Below are 20,456 nucleotides of genomic sequence, written 5' to 3' on the forward strand. Positions count from 1 at the left end.
TGCATTTTCTATGCAATCACATTTTAACGGCATTCGCCGCCGCATACGCCGTCGACCAGGCGATCTGAAGATTGAATCCGCCGGTCACCGCGTCCAGGTCCAGCACTTCCCCGATAAAAAAGAGTCCCGGCACTTTCTTTGACTCCATAGTAGAAGGATTGATCTCCCTGACGGACACGCCTCCTTTGGTAATGATCGCTTCATTATATCCCCGAAGGCCGGTGACTGTCATCTCCAGCCCCTTCATCAGACGCAGGAACCTGAATCTTTCTTCCTTCGTGATCTCATGGATCTTCTTATCCGCCGAGATCCCTGACAGTTTCTGCATCACCGGGACCAGCTTGGCGGGGAAGAAAGACGGAAGGACATTCTTGAACTGCCTGTTCCGGTTATTCTCAAACTCCCGCAGGATCCTTGCATCCAGCTGCTCTTCCGACAGCGCCGGTTTCAGATCCAGGGTCAGTTTCAGTTCCTTTTCTTTCAGTTTTCTCGCGCAGACGCTGCTGGCCGTAAGGATCAGGGGTCCGCTGACGCCGAAATGTGTAAAAAGCATCTCTCCAAAATCTTCATACAGAACTTTTCTTCCGTCTGCAATCTGAATGGATACATTCTTCAGAGACAGCCCCTGCAGCTCTTTTACAAATTCTTCCCGCACGTTGAAAGGTACCAATGAAGGGCATGGATACACAATCTTCATGCCAAAGTCTTCCGCGAAACGATATCCGTCTCCGGTGGATCCGGTGCTTGTATAAGAGACCCCGCCGGTCGCTACAAATACAGCGTCCGCCTCTTTTTTCGCCCCTTCGGAGAATTCAAGCACAAAGCTGCCGTCCGGCTCCTGGCGGAGTTTTTTTACTTCGCTGTGCAGGTGTATATGGACACCTGCCTTTTTCATGGAACGCCTTAGTGTATCAAGCACATCCGCGGACCGGTCGGAGACCGGGAATACCCGGCCGCCGCGTTCCACCTTCAATTCAAGTCCTTCCTTCTCAAAGAAATCCATGGCATCCTGATTGGTGAATCCGTAGAACGCGCTGTATAAAAACTTCGGATTGCTCTTGACGCTTTCCAGCAGATCTTCCATAGAACAGGCATTGGTCAGATTGCATCTGCCCTTCCCGGTAATATATAATTTTTTCCCTGTCTTTTCATTTTTTTCATATAGATGGACTTCCAGTCCCCGTCTTGCGGCAAAGACCGAAGCCAGCATTCCGGCGGCTCCGCCGCCCACGATCGCAAGTGTCGCCATCTGCTTTTTCCCTTCCCATAAAAAGGAGGGTGCCTTCAGGCTTTAAACAGCCTGCAAAGGCATCCTCCCGTTTTCACTTATATCGCTGTCTTTTCTCAGACAGGATAGGCTCCGTTCTTGGTATCTGCCACCGCGGCATCCACCCCTGTTTTCTGCGCGTCCCGATACTTGAAGAATTCTGTTGCAACCTGCGGGAACAGCGCGTAGGACAAAACATCCTCATCCTGCTCTTTATACTGCTCCATCTCGGACTCCAGTTTCGGGAGCTCATTTCCGATCAGATCCGCAGGACGACAGGTGATGACTTCCTCGTCGCCGATGCATTTTTTCTGCACTTCCGGATTGAAAGGCTTGACGGTCTTGCCATATTTGCCAAGCAGCACATCCTTGGTTTCTTTGGTAACCATCTTATAACGCTCGCCCGTAAGCACATTGAACACAGCCTGGGTGCCTACGATCTGAGAGGATGGCGTTACCAGCGGACACTGGCCTAAATCTTCCCGAACGCGGGGAACTTCTTCCAGCACATCATAGAATTTGTCTTCCGCATGCTGCTCTTTCAGCTGGGAAGTCAGGTTCGACAGCATGCCTCCCGGCACCTGATACAGAAGCGTCTTGATATTGACTCCCAGGTTCTTCGGATTCAGCAGACCGCTGTCCAGAGCTTCGTCACGAATCGGGCGGAAATAATCTGCAATCTCGGAGAGCAGCGTCTGATCGAAACCGGTATCATACGGAGTTCCTCTGAAGGTCTCTACCATAACCTCTGTTGCCGGCTGAGAAGTTCCAAGAGCGAACGGAGAGACAGCCGTATCAATCACGTCAACGCCCGCTTCTACTGCTTTCAGATAAGTCATGGAAGCCACGCCGGATGTATAATGGCTGTGGAGCTGAATCGGAATCTTCACAGTCTCTTTCAGCGCCTTGATCAGCTCTGTTGCCGTATACGGAAGCAGAAGACCTGCCATATCCTTGATACAGATAGAGTCCGCTCCCATTTCCTCAATCTCTTTTGCAATATTAGTCCAATACTCAAGCGTATACGCGTCGCCAATCGTGTAAGACAGCGCCACCTGCGCATGTCCTTTTTCCTTATTGGCTGCCTTTACCGCTGTCTGCAGGTTGCGCAGATCGTTCATACAGTCAAAAATACGGATAATATCGATGCCGTTGGCAATAGACTTCTGCACAAAATACTCTACCACATCGTCTCCATACGGACGGTATCCGAGAATATTCTGTCCGCGGAACAGCATCTGCAGCTTTGTATTTTTCACCTTATCACGGATCTTTCTCAGTCTGTCCCATGGATCTTCTTTTAAGAAGCGAAGACAGGAGTCAAAAGTGGCGCCTCCCCAGCACTCCAGAGAATAATATCCTACCCGATCCAGTTTATCCAGGATCGGCAGCATCTGCTCCGTCGTCATACGAGTGGCAATCAGGGACTGATGCGCGTCACGCAGGATGGTTTCTGTAATTTTAATCGGTTTTTTTGCGATTTCTGTCATGATCTTTTCCTCCTACTTATTTACATCACACCAAAGATAGCCATAAACGTACCGGCCGCCACTGCGGTACCGATCACCCCGGCCACGTTCGGACCCATTGCGTGCATCAGAAGGAAGTTTGTGGGATCTGCCTCTGATCCTACCTTCTGTGATACGCGGGCCGCCATAGGCACCGCAGACACGCCTGCCGAACCGATCAGCGGATTCACCTTGCCTCCGCTTACCTTGCAGAGCAGGCGTCCGAAAAGAACACCTGCAGCAGTTCCGAAAGCAAATGCGATCAGACCAAGAGCTACGATTTTAAGAGTATCCCAGTTCAGAAATGCCTCGGCACTGGTAGTCGCTCCTACGGATGTTCCCAGCAGAATAACCACTATGTACATCATGGCGTTGGACGCAGTCTCTGTAAGCTGGCGAACCACTCCGCTTTCACGGAACAGATTTCCAAGCATCAACATACCGACCAGCGGAGCCGTCGTCGGAAGGATCAGGCAGACAACTGCGGTAACAATAATCGGGAACAGAATTTTCTCCAGCTTAGATACCGGACGAAGCTGTTCCATCTTGATTTTGCGCTCCTCTTCCGTTGTCAGAAGCTTCATAATAGGCGGCTGAATGATCGGCACCAGTGCCATGTAAGAATACGCTGCCACCGCGATAGGCCCCAGAATCGCAGTCTGTTCCAGCTTCCCGGCCAGGAATATGGATGTGGGGCCGTCCGCGCCTCCGATAATGGAGATCGCCGCTGCCGCGCGGTCAGAGAATCCCATCGCCATAGCTCCCAGGTACGCCGCAAAGATACCGAACTGCGCGGCCGCGCCCAGCAGAAAACTCTTGGGATTGGCAATCAGCGGGCCGAAGTCTGTCATTGCACCTACTCCCATAAAGATCAGGGACGGCAGAATGGACCATTCGTCCAGTTTATAGAAATACCAGAGCATACCGCCTGTGCCGTTTGCCGTTTCTTCGGCAGCCTGCATAATATCCGGATAGATATTGACCAGCAGCATACCAAAAGAAATAGGCACCAGCAGCAGGGGTTCATACCCTTTGGCGATAGCCAGATAAAGGAAGATACATGCAACAATGATCATGATGAAGTTTCCAAAGGTCAGGTTGAAAAATGCGGTCTGCTGCACGAGGTTCCCTAAAGTATCAGCAATATAACTCATGTCGTAACCTCCAATGATTTATTCATGCGCTTCATCCAGTCAGTTCATGGTTGCCAGCACGTCTCCGGATTCCACAGCATCTCCGACCGCCACGTTGATGCTGGCGATCGTCCCGTCTTCCTGAGCCACCACGTCAACCTCCATCTTCATAGCTTCCAGAACGATGACCGCCTCTCCCCTCTTCACGGCCTGTCCCACCGATACCGGTACTTTGAATACTTTCCCGGGAACCTGGGCGGTCACTTCTTTGGATCCGGCAGTGCCTGCCGGTGCAGGAGCGGGTTTTTCCGGTGCGGGAGCCGCTTTTGCAGGAGCCGGTGCCGGCTTCGGCGCAGGCTTCGGGGCTGCCGGTGCAGGAGCCCTTCCGGAAACATTCTCTTCTACAGTCACATCATATACAGTTCCATTTACAGTAATGGTATAATTTTTCATTTTTATATCCTCCTATATCTCAAGCTCTGTTCCAGGAGGTTCTGTCCGCCCTCCGGATGGAACGTACTACAAATCCGTCTGCGGAAGTTCCTTCATATGCGCAGATGGCCGCTGTAATGGCTGCCACCAGCTCTGTATCATCCGCAAGTTCTTCTTCCGGTTCCTGCACTGCCGCCGCAGATGCCGGTTCCAGAGCTGCCGGAGCCGCAGGTTCTGCGTCCCCGCTCTTTTTCTTCCTGCCGAATTTCTTCTGAATCGCCGGGATAAATTTAAAACAGTAGATTACCAGGCTGATGAAGATCAGTACCAGGAACACGGTTCCCATACCTATGATGGTATTCATGACCGCTTTATACAGGATCTCTCCCATAGTATAATGGGGACTGACATCCACCGACTGTACAATGCTGTCCGCATCAAATACAAGGCTGATGTCCGCGGTGCGGTGTTCATACTGTACCTCCACGTCCAGCGTAATCTCGTCACCGCTGACCACCGGCGTACTGTATTCGACCGTATCCACATAAGCGCCCAGATCTTCGGCAACTCCTGCATAGGCGCTGAAACCGGTAGTGAACGCGTCTGCTTCAAAAGGAAGTCCATTGGCGTCAATCAGCGCCTGCGCGTCATCAGCATCCAGCTCCGAAATAGAAGCAATCTCTGATTCGGACATTCCTGCCCAGTTGGCAATCAGGAAGTCCGCTACAGAATCCAGATACGCTTCATTGTATGTAACGGCATTCTGAGAAGCGTTCTGTCCGCACGCGGTCACTCCTGCTACCGTCATTGCCAGGACAAGGACGGTGAATATTTTTGTTTTATAATGTTTCATCCTCTTCACCCCGCTTTAAACCGTTCCGTGCTTTTTCGCCGGCCGGTCCTCTCTCTTGGTGAACAGCATCTCAAACGCGCCGATAACATATTTTCTGGTATCCTGCGCTTCGATCACCGTATCCACATAACCTCTTCTCGCGGCGGATTCCACATGGTTCTGAAGCCCCGCGTATTCTTCTGCCTTTTCTTTCAGCAAATCCGCACCCGCATCCGGATACATAATCTTTGCCGCCATGCCTGCGTCCATCATGCCGATCTGCGCGTCAGGCCATGCATAGACATAATCCGCACCCAGGCCTTTGCTGTTCATAACCACGCAGGCGCTTCCATAAGCCTTGCCGGTCACCACATTTACCTTCGGCACACTGGCGTCCGCAAAAGCGTAGGCAAGCCCCGCCACAGCTTTTGCCAACCGTTTTTCAGAACATTTCGCCGCCTTAAAACCGGTCACGTTGGTCAGCGTCAGGATCGGAATATTGAACGCGTCACAGAACTTCACGAATTTCGCCGCTTTCTCGCAGCCTCTCGCAGACAGCTCCGGTCCGAATTCCTGTACCAGAGAACCGTTCTCATCATAAAGTGCGGCGCGGTTCGCCACCGCTCCCACCGTATTGCCGTTTAATTTAATAAATCCGGTCACCATGTCTTTTCCATATGTCGATTTTGTCTCAAAGAAAATTCCGGAATCGGAGATCATGGGAAGTGCGACTGCCGGATCCGCTGCGGCGTCCTTCAGATCTGCGCAGACACGGTTCAGGTCATCGTCACAGTCCATATAAGAAAGATCGTCTTCATTGTTAGCCGGAATCAGCGAAACGAGTTCCCGGATCCTGGCGATCAGTTCTGTTTCGCCGCCGGTCACATCTACAATTCCCGCCTCTTCACTCTGGAACGCTGCTGAAGCTGTATCGCATTTGGACGCATCGTTGTCTTTCAGCGCATTGGGCGCATTCACAAACAATTTCGCTTTGCCGCTCTCCATAAAAGTAAAATCCGACAGTGCCGACGCGACAGCCATACCGCCTCCGCAGCTGCCAAATATCGCTGTGATCTGGGGAATAACGCCGGAGGCCATCACCTGTTTCAGATACAAATCGCCGAACGCGTTGAGCGCGTCTGTGGCTTCCTGCAGCCTTAAACCGGCACAGTCCACCAGCCCGATAACCGGAGCACCCATCTTCATTGCCATGTCGTAAATCCGGATGATCTTCTTCGCATGCATCTCACCCATGGATCCGCCTAAAACGGACGCATCCTGGCTGTATACATACACAAGGCCGCCGTTAATCACGCCATATCCGGTAATAACGCCATCCGACGGCGTATCCGTGTTGTTCATGTTGAAATCTGTGGCCCGCGCTGTAACTGCCGCACCGATCTCAACAAAACTGTTCTCGTCAAGCAGCGCCTGAATTCTGCCGCCTGCCAAGCTTTGTGCTGTACTGCTCATTTTTAGCCCTCCATATATTAATTTATAGCAAAACCTTATTTTATCGTCTAATATTGTAGCAATTTGTACAAGTTTTTTCAAGGCAATTTTGTATGATTACTCATTTTGACCATTTATTGAGACATTTATATTTTAAATCCATTTTTGCAATATCCGGTTCAGGCACCACCAATAGTCAATTTTTTGAACTGTTTCCGCCGCGTATACAGGAAAAATGTCTACAATCTCATTATTCAGATAGTAGGCGACCGTTCCTACGATCTCCCCTGCTTCCACCGGCGCCTGCAGTTCGGACGGACGGTCTGTTTCTATTCGAAACAGATCGTCTTCTTTCAGGAGCATCTGTACCGTACCGATGTCTGCCCTGAGTTCCACTGATTCTTTACGTCCGTCCTGTACTGCCGCCGGTTCCATACGGATCATTTCCTCCCCGATTGTCTCATGATGATAAGTGTCAAGACCATAATTCATCAATGTCTGTGTATCCGACCATTTCCAGGTGCGGTTACCCGGCCATCCGCAGGCGAGCAGCGCTACGATCAGCCGTTTCCCCTCCCGTTCCAGCGCTCCGACATAACAATACCCTGCATCGTTGGTAAAACCGGTCTTTCCCGTCAGCGCCCCTTCCATCATATTCAGAAACGCATTTTTGTTATTTACCGTAAAGCTTCTGGTCCCGTCCAGATCTGTAAAATTCCAGGAAGGTTCCCGGGTAATAGAAAGGAAAGTATCATTTTGCATACAGAATCGCATGATTCTGGCCAGATCTTCCGCCGTGGTGGAATGAACTCCATGTTCGTCCTCCGCGTCCAGACCGTTGGGCGTGATGAAATAAGTATGATAACATCCCAGATCCCTGGCCTTTTGATTCATCATGGACGCAAATCCTTCCACACTGCCTCCCACATGCTCCGCGATTGCCGCCGCGGCGTCATTGTGAGATTCCAGCATCATAGAATAACACAGATCTTTCAGCCGGTACCGTTCCCCTTCCCGGATGTTAAGCTGCACATCGGGCATGGAAGCCGCGTAAGACGATACGGTTACCGTTCCTTCCAGATCCGCATTTTCCAGCGTCACCAGCAGCGTCATGATCTTGGTGGTACTGGCCATGGGAAGGACTTCCTCCCCGTTTTTTTCATACAAAATACGCCCGGTATCAGCATCCATTAACACTGCCGACCGGGCATACAGATTTTCCGGCTCTTCCTGGGCGCGCACACTTATATCCGGCGCCAGCAAAGCCAGAAAAACACTTGTATATATTATTAAACGTTTCTTCATGGAACACCTGCACCTGTACTCTCTCTTTCATAATGTATGGCAGGAATTCCTGGTTCATGCTAAAGATTCAGTTTAAGCTGAACTTCTTCTTCTGCTTCGTTTTTCATTTCCTCCGCTACTTCAGGCTGAACAGATGGCAGATCCTCTGTGGAGCGGACCCCGAAGTTACGAAGAAATTCCTCCGTGGTTCCAAACAGAATCGGTCTTCCCGGCGCGTCCATACGGCCGGCTTCCTGTACCAGTCCGTACTCCACCAGACGATTCAGCGCATGATCGGAATTTACGCCGCGGATCTTCTCAATCTCCTGACGTGTAACCGGCTGTCTGTATGCCACCACGGAAAGCACCTCCAGCTGAACATCTGTCAAAGAGTATTTCTTCGGCTGTTTCGCCACACGGATCAGCGCGTCATAATACTCTTTCCTTGTACAGAGCTGAAAAGAATCTTCCAGTTCTATAATCTCCATCCCGCCTGCTCTGCTGTTGTACCGGTCCATCATCTGATGTACCAGCCGTCTTGTAGTATCTGTATCATGTCCTATAGCGGCAGCGATTTTGTCCACTTCTACCGCGTCTCCCATGGCAAAAAGCACTGCTTCCACGGCAGCCTCCAGTTTTTCCAGTTCCAAATCTGTGTCCTCGTTTCTCCGTAATTCTCCGCTCATGAAACCCTCCGGATGCGGATATCCCCGAACGGATGATCCTGTACAGCCTGAATCTCTCCTGTTTTCATCAGTTCCAGCACTGCCAGAAAAGTAACAATCACCTGAATACGTCCTTTCTGACGTTCCAGAAGCCCGGAAAAGCAGAAAGACTCATGCCCGGCCACATATTCGCGGATCTCTATAATCTTTTCATCCAGACTGATCTCTTCCTGTTCAATCCTTCCGAACCGGCTCCGGATCGGGTCAATCTTTTCATTCTGTCTGCGTATGACATTCTGAAATATCTGGTTTAAGCGGCTTAAGGTCAGATCGCCCACCAGTTCCTCTATATCCAGAGGCTGTTCATAGGCTGCGACCTCATCAGGGATCGCCGGCCCTCGGTAGAAAGCCCTTTCCGCCACAACCATACGGTCCTTCAGTTCTGCCGCCATATATTTATACATTTTGTATTCCAGCAATTTACGAACCAGTTCTTCTCTGGGATCCACTTCCTCCCCTTCCTCGTCCACTTCCACGGGAAGGAGCATCCTGGCCTTGATCTCCAGCAGCGTGGCCGCCATGACCAGAAATTCGCTCATGGTGTTCAGGTCCCGGTTCTCCATATTCTTAATATACTCCATATACTGGTCCGTGATCTCAACGATGGGGATATCAAAAATATTGAATTTGTTGATGTCAATCAGATGTAAAAGCAGATCCAGCGGTCCTTCAAAATTATCCAGCTTTACCGATAACGCCATCTCAGCCTGTCCCCTTTACCACAATACAGATCAGCTGGGGAGGATTCAGGAACCGAATCGGTACCGTGTGTTCTCCCAGCCCCGCGCTGACCACCATATATTTTCCGTTTTCTTCAAAAAATCCTCGGTCGTACTTGGGAAACAGCTTTGCCTGCGGGGTGATCAGACCGCCGATTCCCGGCAGACGGATAATCCCGCCATGCAAATGACCGGAAAGCGTCAGATCTGCCCCCCAATGAGCATATGTTTCGAAATATACCGGATTGTGCGCCAATAAAATATGAAAATCCCCATCATGGATTCCTCCAAACTTCTGACGCAGGTCTCTGGTATCATAAGGAAGCATGCAAAGTTTCCGGTAATATTTCAGCGGCATCTCATAGCCATGTATCTGCAGCCTCGCCGTGCCGATCTTTACCGTTTCCGTCTCATTCTCCAATATCTTTATGCCATAACTGCGAAGCTGTCTGGCATACTGTTGATACTGCCGCCCATAAATTGCGAGCTGCTGGCGCATTCTGGACTCATGATTGCCGTTGCTGCAGTAAACAGGGACATCTCTTTTCCCCAGTTCCCGAAAAAGCAGGATCGCGTTCTCCATCCTTGACTGTTCTTTACCGATCAGCATATCTCCCGCACAGAGTATCAGGTCCCCGTTCAGCCGATCTATAGCATCCAGAAGGATCTTCTGCTTTTCCCCCCACAGCCGGTCATGCAGATCCGAGAGCATTACCAGCCGAAGAGCTTTTTCTTCTTTTTTAATCTTCTTTGTCTGTATCTCGTAAGTTTTAATCTCCATATCAGGTATCACACCATTACAGTAAAAATGTTCGGAATGTCTTATGAAAATAATCTTTATATCCAGCTTTTTCGACAGTGCCCGCCGCCAGAATCTCCGTGGTGCCGATCACCTCGCCGTCCAGCGAATAAACTGCTTTGCCTACTACGCGTCCCTCTTCCACCGGAGCTTCCATACTCTCCGGAAGTTCCAGTGTTTTTTCGACCTGGGCAAGGTTGCGTCCGTCAGTTGATACATAAGAAAAATCTCCCGCATATCTCAGCGGAACTTCTTCCTCGACGCCTCCTTCCACCGGCAGATTCTGAAGCGTCTCCCGGTCTTCGTCACGGTAGAGACTGCAGCAGGCAAATCCGCTGTTCAACAGCGTAACCGCATCCTGAAACCGGCTTTTACTGTCTGCTCCTCCCATGATCACCGCCACCAGTTCAATATCGTCCTTTTTCGCGCTGGCGGAAATGCAGAATCCCGCAACGCTGGTATATCCCGTTTTAAGTCCCGTAGAATATTCGTACTGGCGGATCAATTTGTTTGTATTGGTCAGTCCGAACTCAAAACTTCCTCTCGCCGTAGTATGAACAATATTTTCCATCCATATGGTACAGTATTCATGAATCTGAGGATGATTGAGCAAAAGTTCCCGCGACATCAAAGCCACATCCCTGGCTGTAGTCAGATGTGTGTCCTCATCCAGGCCGCAGCTGTTCGCGAAATGCGTATTTGACATTCCCAGCTCTTCCGCACGGCTGTTCATCTGCTGGACAAAATCACCCTCGCTTCCGCTGACATATTCTGCCATCGCGACGCAGGCGTCATTGGCGCTGGCAACCGCAATACATTTCAGCAGTGTCTCTACTGTCTGCTGTTCATGAGGTTCCAGATACACCTGGGATCCTCCCATCGACGCCGCGTGCTCCGATACCGTCACCACATCGTCCAGACCGATCCTGCCTTCCTCGACCGCTTCCAGGATCAGCAGCATGGTCATGATCTTGGTCACACTGGCCGGGTGAACCTTTTCGTCCGCCGCCTTTTCCATCAGTACAGTTCCCGTAGATACCTCCATAAGAAGGGCATGGGGCGCGGCCACCTCCGCTGCCACCTGATTTTCTTCCGCATATACAGATACGGGCCGGAACAAAAGCGTCAGCATCAGTATACAGGCACCTATCTTTTTCAGAATATCACCTCGGAATCCCTTTGCTATATGTGTAGCATGGAAACCGAAAAATATGCCTTGTTTTTACCAGAGGTTCAAAAGCAGGGCGACAATGATGCCCAAAACACAGCCCACAATCACCTGAAGCGGCGTATGTCCCACAAATTCTTTCAGGCTTGCTTCCCAGAACGCATAGTTTTTATCATTTTTCTTAAAAGCCTCCGTAAAACCCTCTACCCGGAAAAACTCTATCATTTCATTCAGAACTTTCCCCTGTTTTCCGGTCTCCATGCGTACGCCCATGGCGTCATGCATGACAATAATCGCCATCATGCAGGTGATGGCAAATTCAAACGTATCCAGCCCGTAGCGCATCCCTGCCGCTGTCGCCATGGCGCTGACCGTCGCGGAATGTCCGCTGGGCATACCTCCGTCTCCGAACATGCGCTCCCACCGGATCTCTTTGTGTACCAGCCCGTAGATTATGGTTTTCAGCACCTGAGCCACTGCCCAGGCACATGCTCCGCAGATCAGTATATGATTTCTCAGCAGCGCTCCTATCGCTTCGTACATATCTTTTTGCTCCTGTAAACTGAGTAAAAATGCCTTGACTTTACAGTCAAGGCATTACTGCACAATTCTAGTTATATTTACGCTTTCTTGCAGCTTCGGATTTTTTCTTGCGCTTTACGCTTGGCTTCTCATAATGCTCTCTCTTGCGGATCTCCTGCTGAATTCCCGCTTTCGCGCAGTTTCTTTTGAAACGACGTAATGCGCTGTCCAAAGTCTCGTTCTCTTTAACGATTACATTTGACATACTATCACACCTAACCTCCCTCCAGTTGTGTATTGTGCCAAATACAACTGTCTGGGTATTTTATCGCACTGCATTTATTATATGGGGCACATCTCGTTTTGTCAACAGATTTTTCAATTTTATTTCATCTGGTCTTCCAGGACTTCTGTTACTTTAGCGAGCGCCTCATCGATGCCGGCAGGATTCTTGCCTCCGGCCTGCGCCATGTTCGGACGTCCGCCTCCTCCTCCGCCTACGCATACGGCGATGGCTTTGATCAGATTTCCTGCATGAGCTCCTGCTTTCATCGCTCCGTCCGTCGCTGTAGCCATCAGACTGACTTTGCCGTCCGCCGCCGACGCCAGGACAACCACGCCTTCTCCCAGCTTCTCTTTGAGCTGGTCTCCGAGATCCCGAAGGCCGTTCATATCCACGCCGTCCACGCGGGCAGCCAGAACCTTCACGCCTTTTACTTCTTTTATCTGATCCATCACATCGCCCAGAGCGTCCTTCGCAGCCTTGCTCTTCAGAGACTCATTCTCGCTCTGCAGAGCTTTTACCTCGGCCAGCAGATGTCCGATCTTCTCCGGTACAGACGCCGGGGACGCTTTCAGAAGCTTCGCCGCCTCCGCGAGCACTGCTTCCTGCTCTCTGTAATACGCGAACACGCCCTCGCCGGTCAGCGCTTCGATACGGCGCACACCGGCCGCGATACCGGATTCCGAAACAATCTTGAACGCCGTGATCACGCCGGTATTCGCCACATGGGTGCCGCCGCAGAGCTCCCTGGAGAAATCTCCCATGGATACCACGCGCACATTCTCGGAATATTTTTCATCGAAAAGAGCCATGGCCCCGTTCTTCTTCGCTTCCTCCAGGCTCATCACCTGTGTCGTCACCGGAAGAGCCGCACTGATCTCTTTATTGACCAGTGCCTCTGCCTGAGCGATCTCTTCCGCTGTCATAGGCTGGAAATGAGCGAAATCAAAACGCAGGCGGTCCGGAGTCACCAGAGATCCTTTCTGCTCCACATGGTTGCCCAGCACCGTCTTCAGGGCTTTCTGCAGCAGATGGGTAGCGCTGTGGTTCTTACAGGTGGCGGAACGCTCTGCTTCGTCCACATGCAGCGTTACCTGATCGCCCACACGGATCATGCCTTTGGTCATACGTCCTACATGACCTACTTTTCCGCCCAGCAGTTTGATGGTATCTTCTACCACAAACTCCGCGCCGTCCACGGTGATCACGCCTTTATCTCCTACCTGGCCGCCCATGGTGGCGTAGAACGGAGTCTCTTTTACAAAGACCGTGCCTGCCTGTCCGTCGGTCAGCGCCTCTACAATCTCATTCTCCGTCGTCAGCACGGTCACTTCAGATCTGTATTCCAGGTGATCGTATCCTACAAATTCTGTGGTTACAGACGGATCGATCTCATCATATACGGTAGCGTCCGCTCCCATATAGTTGGTCACTTCGCGCGCCTCTCTGGCCTTCACCCTCTGCTCTTCCATACAGGCGCGGAAGCCTTCTTCATCCACTCCGTAATCCTTCTCTTCCAGGATCTCTTTCGTCAGATCCAGCGGGAATCCATAGGTGTCGTACAGGCGGAACGCGTCTGCTCCGGACAGCGTCTTCTCCCCTGTCTCCTGCATCTTCTTTTCCAGGTCTGCCAGAATGCTTAAGCCCTGGTCGATGGTCTTGTTGAATTTATCTTCTTCCTGAGAAAGGACTTTAAAGATAAACTCCCTTCTCTCTTCCAGTTCCGGATAACCGTCTTCGGAACCCTCGATCACGGTCTCGCTCAGACGGGACAGGAACTTTCCGTCGATCCCCAGCAGACGTCCGTGACGGGCCGCACGGCGGATCAGACGGCGGAGCACATAGCCGCGTCCTTCATTGGTGGGCATGATTCCGTCAGAGATCATGAAAGTGGCAGAACGGATATGGTCCGTGATCAGACGGATAGACACGTCCTTATTCTCATCTTCATGATACGCGCAGCGGGCGAACTCGCAGACCTTGTCACGCAGCGCGCGCACAGTATCCACATCAAAGATAGAATCCACGTCCTGAACTACGGACGCCAGACGCTCCAGTCCCATACCGGTATCGATATTTTTCTGTTTCAGCTCGGTATAATGGTTGTTTCCGTCATTTTCAAACTGGGTAAACACATTGTTCCAGATCTCCATATAGCGGTCGCAGTCGCATCCTACTGTGCATCCCGGTTTTCCGCAGCCGTATTTCTCTCCGCGGTCATAGTAGATCTCAGAACAGGGGCCGCAGGGACCTGCGCCGTGCTCCCAGAAGTTGTCCTCTTTGCCGAAACGATAGATCCTGTCCGCCGGGATCCCGATCTCTTTATTCCAGATATCAAAGGCTTCGTCGTCGTCCAGATATACGGATGGATAAAGACGGTCCGGATCCAGTCCCACCACTTCTGTCAGAAATTCCCAGGACCAGTGGATCGCCTCTCTCTTAAAATAATCGCCAAAAGAGAAGTTTCCAAGCATCTCGAAAAAGGTGCCGTGGCGGGCAGTCTTTCCCACATTCTCAATGTCTCCGGTACGGATACATTTCTGGCACGTCGTCACCCTTCTTCTGGGCGGGATCTCCGCGCCTGTAAAGTATGGCTTCAGGGGAGCCATACCTGAATTGATCAGCAGCAAGCTCTTGTCGTTGTGTGGAACGAGCGAAAAACTCTTCATCTTCAGATGCCCTTTGCTCTCAAAAAAATCCAGGAACATCCTGCGCAGCTCATTTACGCCGTATTGCTTCACTTTTATTTCCTCCTATCGAAAACCGCGTCCGCGGCTGACATACTCACATGTTGATTATGATAGCACACGTTCGGGGCGACCGCAAGATGAAAATACGCCCGGGACGCTTTCAGGGCGCTTTCAATCTTTCACAATCTTAATAAACTCTTCCATATCTCTTAATACTACTGTAAACACTTCCGATCCCATCCATGTTATGATGATTTTAATTCATACACAGCATGATTACGGGAGGGATTCCTATGAGCAATATATCAAAAATCTGCGGAATGATTTTCTTTAGTCTCACAGCTCTGTCCGGATGTTCTTTTGGAACGGTAAAGGCTCCCGAGGCGGTGCGGATCGAACCTCAGTACACAGAAGAAGAATTGGCCGCCATGCGCCGGGAGGAGGAACTGGTACCCATTCTTGACGAGGCCGCCGGACTGGCGAAAGGATATTATTATGATGAAGCGCTCGCCTGCCTGTCCCGTGTTCCGGACGAATTTTCAGAGGATCCGGAGGTTACAGAGGCAGCCACTTCCTATTCTGCCGCCAAAGACGCTTTTGTCCCCTATGAGCAGCCTGTGCGCCATATCTTCTTTCATTCTCTGATCGTGGATACGGATCTGGCGTTTGACGGAGACTACATGGAAAACGGGTATAATTACTGGATGACGACCGTGGATGAATTCCGGGCCATACTGGAAGAACTGTATGCCAATCAGTACATTCTGATCGACATTCATGACCTGAATGACGTGCAGACTGCAAAAGACGGTACTGTTGCTCTGGTCCCGTCCGCTCCCATGGTGCCGGAGGGAAAGATCCCCCTGGTACTGTCCGTAGACGACGTGAATTATTATGACTATATGAAAACCGACGGATTCGCCCGAAATCTGATGCTGGATGAAGAGGGAAACGTAAAGAATCTCTACATAGATGAAAACGGCCAGGAAACGGTCGGCGACTATGATGTGGTTCCGATCCTGGACGCGTTCGTGGAAGAGCATCCGGATTTTTCTCTGCGCGGAGCCAAAGGGCTGCTGGCGCTGACCGGTTATGAAGGAGCTCTGGGATACCGTACCAACGACCCGGAAAACCCGAATCTGGAACAGGATAAAGAGACCGTCCGCTCCGTCGCCGCTCGTCTAAAAGAGACCGGATGGCAGTTCGCCTGCCACGGCTACGGTCACAAGCACACGGCACAGATCTCTTATGACTCTCTGGCAGCCGATACTTCCCGGTGGAGAGAAGAAGTCGGCAGTCTGGTAGGCGATACGGATGTATACATCTATCCCTATGGAGAAGAGATCGAGTATCCCGGCGATAAGCTGACGCTTCTCCAATCCGAAGGCTTCCGCTACTTCTGCGGCGTATGGTCTACCCAGGCCTTCGTGTCCGTAAAAGACACCTATGTGCGTCAGACCCGCTGCAATCTGGACGGACTCACCATGAAAACCCGCCCGGAAGCAGTCGCTGATCTGATCGATGTCTCAAAAGTGCTGGATCCGGCGCGTCCGGAATTAAAGTGATGCCACATCGTCGATCAGGTCGTCTCCGTCTGCCGCCGAAGTGGCCAGTTTATCGCAGCGTTCATTCTGAGCATGGCCGTCATGGCCCTTGACCCAGATAAAAGTCACCTGATGCGGTTCCATTGCTTTCAGCAGACGTTTCCACAGATCAGGATTTTTCACCGGCTTTTTCTGGCTGTTGACCCAGTTCTTCTTCACCCAGGAGTCAATCCAGTGCTGATTGAAGGCGTCCACAAGATATTTGGAATCTGAATACAATTCCACCTGGCAGGGGCGCGTAAGCGCCTCCAGCCCGGCGATGGCCGCCATCAGTTCCATGCGGTTGTTCGTCGTTTTTTTATATCCCTGGGACAATTCCCGGATATGTTCTTCTCCTTTGCTGTCGGTACAGGACAGGATCGTCCCGTACCCTCCCGGTCCGTCGGGGTTGCCCCGCGCCGACCCGTCTGTATAAATCTTCACTAGCATAATATCCACTCCTGTCCCGTATATGCCACATCCTGGAAAGGCCCGAGCAGGCCTTTCATTTCATCCAGTTTTCTGACCTTCCGGCATACCGAATAGTCTCCCCAGCAGTGCATGGGAAATACTGCCTCTGCATGAGTATGCTCGAGGAAATACTTCATTCCCCAATAGTAAGCGTCTCCCAGCCGGGGATCCAGCGGTACAAATGCCGCATCCAGCTCTTCCCCCTCCAGCTTGTCCACTTCCCGCTTATAGTTGGCGGCCATATTGTTGTTCCATGCCTTGTCCTCGCCGTCCCAGTGCCACCAGTTCAAATCGCCCGCATGATAGATCTTCTTTCCATCTGCCCGGACCACATAGGCTACGCCCATGTCCGTAGAACGTAAGGTTCGCACCTTCAGAGCGCCGAACTCATACTCTTCTCTCGCTCTCACGCTGTGGATCCAGTCCTTCCGTTCCTCCGGCCGGAAACGGATATCCCTCGACAGGATATATTCCGCATCGGGAAATACCGCTTTTAATTCCAGGATTTTTCTCTGAAAATGATCCTGATGGGCATGGCTGTTCAGAAACCATACTTTTTTTCCATCCGGGATACGCGGCAGGTCTCCTTCCCCGTAATAATCGAAAATCAGGACATTTTCCTCCAGTTCCACGGCAAAACTGCTGTGAAAAATATATGTAACTTTCATCTTTGGCTCCTTTTGTTCCTGCGCGGATCTATAGCGGGTGATATTCCCGCAGATCCGCGCTCTCTATTAATATACCTTACGAAGGCTGTGAAGTCAAACATCCTGTACCAGCCGGCATCCGTCAGATGATGATGCACACCAGTCCGCCGTTGGAGTCGTTTACGATCTTTTTCATGGTATCCTGCAGCTTCTCCTGACTTTCCTCCCCGATCTGATACAGTTTGCTCCGGATACCGTCCTCCACCAGCTCTTCTACAGTTTTCCCGAAGATGTTGATTTTCCAAATCCCATCATCTTCCGCTCGGCCTTCCTGAATGTAACGGATCAGGTCTTTCGCCTGTTCCTCGCTGCCCACGATAGGCGCGATCTCCGTCTCGATATCAGCCCGGATCATGTGTACCGACGGTGAAAATGCCCGGAGTTTCACGCCGTATTTTCCTCCCTGATGGATCAGCACCGGGTCTTCTATGGTGATCTCATCCCGTTCCGGCAGTACCATGCCGTATCCTTTCTGGCGGACCGCGTCCATAGCCCGGATCACTTTTCCGTACTGCCGCTGCATGGCGGACAGCTCTTTCAATTGTCCGATCAGGTCGTATTCATCCCGCAGCTCCATACCGGTCAGTTCACTGAGCATCTGATAATACCCGGATTCCTCCATCGTAACTGTATAGATCACCACTCCACGGCTCAGCGCCACCTGTTCCAGCTTGATCTTACGGATGGCGGGCCCTTCGCAGTCGGTTCTCACATTTCCCACGTCCCGGAGTACGCGGAATTCTCCCATCATCTCTTTTCCCTTGCGGATCACTTCCTGCTTCGCGGGATGTTCCACGGGAAGCATTTCCACCCAGCTTGGCATATGGAATTCCACCTCTATCAGAGGAAATTCCAGCAGGATCTGCTCCAGGATCATGGAGATATCTTCTTTTTTCAGCTGTTCGCAGTTGACCGGAAGTACGGGCACCTGGTATTTTGCGAACTTTTCCTCTGCCGTCTTCCGGACGCTGTCGCTGAAGGGTCTCGTGGTATTAAGCAGGATCACGAACGGTTTCCCCAGCTTTTTCAGTTCTTCCACTGTCCGTTCTTCCGCCGGCTGATAGTTTGCCGCCGGGATATCTCCAAAACTGCCGTCGCAGGTGACGACGATCCCGATGGTGGAGTGATCATGGATCACTTTATGAGTCCCGATCTCTGCTGCCTTTGTAAAAGGGATCTCTTCCTGAAACCAGGGCGTCTTCACTTTCCGTTCCACCTCGTTCTCCAGATGCCCTGCCGCACCGTTCACCATATAGCCCACGCAGTCGATCAGGCGGATCTTCACAGGGATCTCTCCTCCCACCTTGATCTCAACCGCTTCCTTAGGAACAAATTTGGGTTCCGTGGTCATAATTGTCTTGCCGCCTGCCGACTGGGGAAGTTCGTCTGTGGCACGCTCCCTTTCGTGTATGTCTTCCATATTCGGAAGTACCAGAAGATCCATGAATCTTTTGATGAACGTGGATTTTCCGGTCCGCACAGGGCCGACCACTCCTATGTAGATCTCACCCCCTGTACGCTCTTTAATATCCTGATACAGGTAAAATTCTTTCTTGTCCTGAACTGATTCCATAAAAATACCCTCCCACATTTGTTCTAAATATATGGGAGGGATTCTTATTTTATGATGTCAGCCGGAAAATTTTATCATGCGTCCAGCATCTTCTCCATCTCTGCACGTACCTCGCGGATGAAATCCTGTGAGTTCAGCACCGTCACATCTTTCAGTTCCGTGATCAGCGCCAGATCCTTCGTCATCTTGCCGGATTCAATCGTGTGAATGGAAGCCTGCTCCAGCACGTCCGCAAAGTGTACCAGTTCCGGAAGCCGGTCCAGCTCTCCTCTCTTACGGAGCGCTCCGCTCCAGGCAAAGATCGTCGCCATAGAGTTCGTGGAAGTCTCTTCCCCTTTCAGGTGCTTGTAGTAATGTCTCTGAACTGTCCCGTGAGCCGCTTCATATTCATAATATCCGTGAGGCGACACCAGCACAGAGGTCATCATGGCAAGAGAGCCGAATGCCGTCGCCACCAGATCGCTCATCACGTCGCCGTCATAATTCTTGCAGGCCCAGATAAATCCGCCCTCAGATTTAATCACCCGCGCTACCGCGTCGTCAATCAGAGTGTAGAAATATGTAATGCCCGCTTCCTGGAATTTTTCTTTGTATTCTTTCTCATAAGTTTCCTGAAAAATGTCTTTGAAATGATGGTCATATTTCTTTGAAATAGTATCTTTTGTAGCAAACCACAGATCCTGCTTCGTATCCAGCGCGTACTGAAAGCAGCTCTTCGCAAAACTCTCGATGGAGTCGTCCAGATTGTGCACGCCCTGTACGATACCCGGACCCTTGAATTCATGGACAGTTACGGATTCCCGGTTCCCTTCTGTATCCGTATATACCATCTCCACCTTCCCCGGTCCCGGGACGGACATCTCAACGCCCTTATAAATATCTCCATAGGCATGACGTGCCAGAGTGATCGGCTTCTTCCAGGTCTTCACATAAGGCTCAATCCCTTTTACAATGATCGGAGCGCGGAACACGGTGCCGTCCAGGATAGCGCGGATCGTACCGTTGGGGCTCTTCCACATCTCCTTCAGCCCATATTCCTCCACTCTCGCCGCATTGGGAGTAATGGTGGCGCATTTCACCGCCACGCCGTATTTCTTGGTGGCTTCCGCAGAGTCTGCCGTCACCTGGTCGTTGGTGCGGTCGCGGTTCTTAAGTCCCAGATCATAGTACTCTGTCTTCAGATCCACAAACGGAAGCAGAAGCTCCTCTTTGATCATCTGCCAGAGAATCCTGGTCATCTCGTCGCCGTCCATTTCTACCAGAGGCGTCGTCATCTTGATCTTTTCCATCTGTCTGTTCTCCTTACTT

The 20,456-nt window shown here is 51.2% G+C and carries 19 protein-coding genes; 1 reads left to right on the top strand and 18 read right to left on the bottom strand.

Features of this window, described 5'->3' with window-relative positions; all coding sequences use genetic code 11:
* Positions 1-16: 16 nt before the first annotated feature.
* The 14 genes from B5F29_RS08350 to alaS all read right to left on the bottom strand — a co-directional run bounded on the left by B5F29_RS08350 (position 17) and on the right by alaS (position 14,865).
* Entirely contained in the window at positions 17-1,249 is a 1,233-nt protein-coding gene (locus B5F29_RS08350; RefSeq protein ID WP_087154176.1) for an NAD(P)/FAD-dependent oxidoreductase, read from the bottom strand.
* 95 nt (positions 1,250-1,344) lie between these two features.
* Complete coding sequence (locus tag B5F29_RS08355) at positions 1,345-2,757, bottom strand: oxaloacetate decarboxylase subunit alpha (RefSeq protein WP_087154177.1); 1,413 nt, start codon at positions 2,755-2,757, stop codon at positions 1,345-1,347.
* Positions 2,758-2,777: 20 nt separating this feature from the next.
* On the bottom strand, positions 2,778-3,929 hold the full coding sequence (locus B5F29_RS08360) for a sodium ion-translocating decarboxylase subunit beta (RefSeq protein WP_087154178.1): 1,152 nt from the start codon (positions 3,927-3,929) through the stop codon (positions 2,778-2,780).
* 39 nt (positions 3,930-3,968) lie between these two features.
* Complete coding sequence (locus tag B5F29_RS08365) at positions 3,969-4,361, bottom strand: biotin/lipoyl-containing protein (RefSeq protein ID WP_087154179.1); 393 nt, start codon at positions 4,359-4,361, stop codon at positions 3,969-3,971.
* Positions 4,362-4,380: 19 nt separating this feature from the next.
* Positions 4,381-5,193: an OadG family protein gene (locus B5F29_RS08370; protein ID WP_242955613.1), complete on the bottom strand. Its 813-nt coding sequence runs from the start codon at positions 5,191-5,193 to the stop codon at positions 4,381-4,383.
* Positions 5,194-5,208: 15 nt separating this feature from the next.
* Positions 5,209-6,645 (bottom strand): acyl-CoA carboxylase subunit beta, encoded by a 1,437-nt coding sequence (locus tag B5F29_RS08375; RefSeq protein ID WP_087154180.1) that lies wholly within the window; start codon positions 6,643-6,645, stop codon positions 5,209-5,211.
* Between the two features lie 132 nt (positions 6,646-6,777).
* Entirely contained in the window at positions 6,778-7,929 is a 1,152-nt protein-coding gene (locus B5F29_RS08380; RefSeq protein ID WP_087154181.1) for a D-alanyl-D-alanine carboxypeptidase family protein, read from the bottom strand.
* A 59-nt stretch (positions 7,930-7,988) separates the two neighbouring features.
* On the bottom strand, positions 7,989-8,594 hold the full coding sequence (gene scpB / locus B5F29_RS08385; protein ID WP_191393454.1) for an SMC-Scp complex subunit ScpB: 606 nt from the start codon (positions 8,592-8,594) through the stop codon (positions 7,989-7,991).
* Entirely contained in the window at positions 8,591-9,334 is a 744-nt protein-coding gene (locus B5F29_RS08390; RefSeq protein WP_087154182.1) for a segregation and condensation protein A, read from the bottom strand. Before B5F29_RS08390 ends, scpB begins: the two co-directional genes overlap by 4 nt.
* A 1-nt stretch (position 9,335) precedes the next feature.
* The gene (locus B5F29_RS08395) at positions 9,336-10,133 is read right to left on the bottom strand and encodes a metallophosphoesterase (protein ID WP_087154183.1); all 798 of its coding nucleotides are present in this window, start codon (positions 10,131-10,133) and stop codon (positions 9,336-9,338) included.
* A 16-nt stretch (positions 10,134-10,149) separates the two neighbouring features.
* Complete coding sequence (locus B5F29_RS08400; protein WP_087154184.1) at positions 10,150-11,283, bottom strand: D-alanyl-D-alanine carboxypeptidase family protein; 1,134 nt, start codon at positions 11,281-11,283, stop codon at positions 10,150-10,152.
* Between the two features lie 90 nt (positions 11,284-11,373).
* Positions 11,374-11,862, bottom strand: coding sequence for a divergent PAP2 family protein (locus tag B5F29_RS08405; RefSeq protein WP_087154185.1), 489 nt, complete (start codon positions 11,860-11,862; stop codon positions 11,374-11,376).
* A 67-nt stretch (positions 11,863-11,929) separates the two neighbouring features.
* Complete coding sequence (gene rpsU, locus B5F29_RS08410; RefSeq protein ID WP_021737899.1) at positions 11,930-12,106, bottom strand: 30S ribosomal protein S21; 177 nt, start codon at positions 12,104-12,106, stop codon at positions 11,930-11,932.
* Positions 12,107-12,225: 119 nt separating this feature from the next.
* Complete coding sequence (alaS, locus tag B5F29_RS08415; protein WP_087154186.1) at positions 12,226-14,865, bottom strand: alanine--tRNA ligase; 2,640 nt, start codon at positions 14,863-14,865, stop codon at positions 12,226-12,228.
* 242 nt (positions 14,866-15,107) lie between these two features.
* Here alaS and B5F29_RS08420 point away from each other — a divergent pair, with 242 nt between their 5' ends.
* Positions 15,108-16,379, top strand: a complete 1,272-nt coding sequence (locus B5F29_RS08420; RefSeq protein ID WP_087154187.1) for a polysaccharide deacetylase family protein — start codon at positions 15,108-15,110, stop codon at positions 16,377-16,379.
* On the opposite strand, the gene rnhA is transcribed toward B5F29_RS08420, so the two are convergent.
* The 4 genes from rnhA to B5F29_RS08440 form a co-directional block, all read right to left on the bottom strand.
* Positions 16,371-16,847: a ribonuclease HI gene (rnhA, locus tag B5F29_RS08425; protein ID WP_087154188.1), complete on the bottom strand. Its 477-nt coding sequence runs from the start codon at positions 16,845-16,847 to the stop codon at positions 16,371-16,373. The genes B5F29_RS08420 and rnhA overlap by 9 nt on opposite strands.
* On the bottom strand, positions 16,841-17,536 hold the full coding sequence (locus tag B5F29_RS08430) for an MBL fold metallo-hydrolase (RefSeq protein WP_087154189.1): 696 nt from the start codon (positions 17,534-17,536) through the stop codon (positions 16,841-16,843). Before B5F29_RS08430 ends, rnhA begins: the two co-directional genes overlap by 7 nt.
* 121 nt (positions 17,537-17,657) lie before the next feature.
* On the bottom strand, positions 17,658-19,148 hold the full coding sequence (gene spoIVA / locus B5F29_RS08435; protein ID WP_087154190.1) for a stage IV sporulation protein A: 1,491 nt from the start codon (positions 19,146-19,148) through the stop codon (positions 17,658-17,660).
* 74 nt (positions 19,149-19,222) lie between these two features.
* On the bottom strand, positions 19,223-20,437 hold the full coding sequence (locus B5F29_RS08440; RefSeq protein ID WP_087154191.1) for an NADP-dependent isocitrate dehydrogenase: 1,215 nt from the start codon (positions 20,435-20,437) through the stop codon (positions 19,223-19,225).
* Positions 20,438-20,456 lie beyond the last annotated feature (19 nt).

The organism is Lachnoclostridium sp. An196 (genome assembly GCF_002160135.1).
GTDB classification, from domain to species: domain Bacteria; phylum Bacillota; class Clostridia; order Lachnospirales; family Lachnospiraceae; genus Hominiventricola; species Hominiventricola avistercoris.